The sequence below is a fragment of the Pseudomonas sp. FG86 genome (assembly GCF_057808775.1).
On record NZ_JBMDIS010000184.1, the window covers coordinates 1 to 1,489 of the forward strand.

1 protein-coding gene is annotated in these 1,489 nt (G+C 53.3%); it reads right to left on the reverse strand.

Features of this window, described 5'->3' with window-relative positions; translation table 11 throughout:
- Nucleotides 1-1,373: IS4 family transposase (locus ACODSV_RS36200; RefSeq protein WP_489047515.1), on the reverse strand; the 1,373-nt coding region annotated here is incomplete at its 3' end.
- Between the last annotated feature and the right edge of the window lie 116 nt (nt 1,374-1,489).

Below are 1,489 nucleotides of genomic sequence, written 5' to 3' on the forward strand. Positions count from 1 at the left end.
TTCGGATGTCCATTTTTCCTGACCTCGGCCCTTGCCGCCGAACGCGTCTGCATCAGTATCGGGTAAGGCTTGGGCCTTCGTTTTATGGCGCGAGGCTCAATCCGTCCCGGCCGGTTTCCGACACGTTTCCTGGCGATCAACTTGAGCAAATCCTGCACCCTATCGCCTTGTTCGTCGGCGCCGTACTGCCGCATCGCAAGGAATAATTGAAGGCTATGTTTAAAGCTAAGCTCGCGTGGCAAACAATCAGCTAATTGCGCTGATTTGGCCATGATCATCCGAATCAAATTATGCGCCAGCAGATACACCCATAACTCTTTTACAGCCATGCCAGGTGTCTTGCAGCTCAACGTTTCAAGTCCCAGCGTTGTCTTGATATTGCGCAGATCCAGCTCAACATGCCAACGGTCTTTGTACAGTGATTTGAGCCCAGCCTTGGGGACTTGCTGCGGGCAGTTCAAGGTGGTTACCAGGATTTTTCCGCCGGTTTTCAGTTCACGCACTGTCAGTGTTTCAGGCGCATCGTCGTAATAAGTTTGGCTCATCCAAGAAGGTCGATTCTTAGGTTTTGTCAGCTCAACCAAATGATCTTCCGGCCCCAGCGATTGTCCGAGCCGAAAGTCGGTACTGCGCCGCCTAGCGCCATATTGTTCGAATACGCCGTCGATCCCACGACGTTGCAGTTCGCACAGCAAAAAGTACGTTGCGTAGTAGGCGTCACCCAACACAATGTCGCCTTGATTCAGAGTGTCGAGCATCGTCCTGAGTAGCGTTTGTTCATCGCCACCTTTGCCTCGAAAACGTCCCAGCGAGGCATCTAAAACAGCACCGCTGGCCAGGCAAATGATTCCTACCAAACGGCAGATGGGGAAACCCAGTCCGGGTTTCTGACCACGCGATTGCGGATAGGCAGCTTGGTTGGCCGCAGTGTCTGGCAGAGTCACCGTGGTGCCATCTACGAGGCGCACCGGACGCCCCATCCAGCGCCAGGATGGTGACGCGTTGTTGCTCATCGATGATCCCGTGGAGCGCAACAACGTTGAAACCATCTCTACCGGTAACCGCGCCCGTGCTTTGCAATAAGCGCCGGTGTACACGCTGCTGGGGCTTAGCCCATCGCAGCAACGTTTGATCGAAAAATCATTCACGGCCTTCTGACAAGAACGGTCGGCATTCATGGCTTGGGCCAGAAACATCGACAGTGTTTCAGTCGGCGGGAACAACCGTTGACGATGCTTGGGCATCACTGACTCGACACGCTGTAGCAACTCTGGATCGGCGAGGAGCTTGAAGAACACATGGGCATTGCTGTTTTTGGCGTGCTGCTGAATGCGCTGCTGTTGATGCCTGACGATTTGACGTCTACGATTCACGCGGGCTGTCCTTGTTCTAGTGGTGTTTGTTCGCAACTATCACCGTAGACCAAGGACGGCCTTTTTTCATTTTTTGTAGTCATATCAGAAGGTTAGCTGTTAAGTAAGTGCCATTC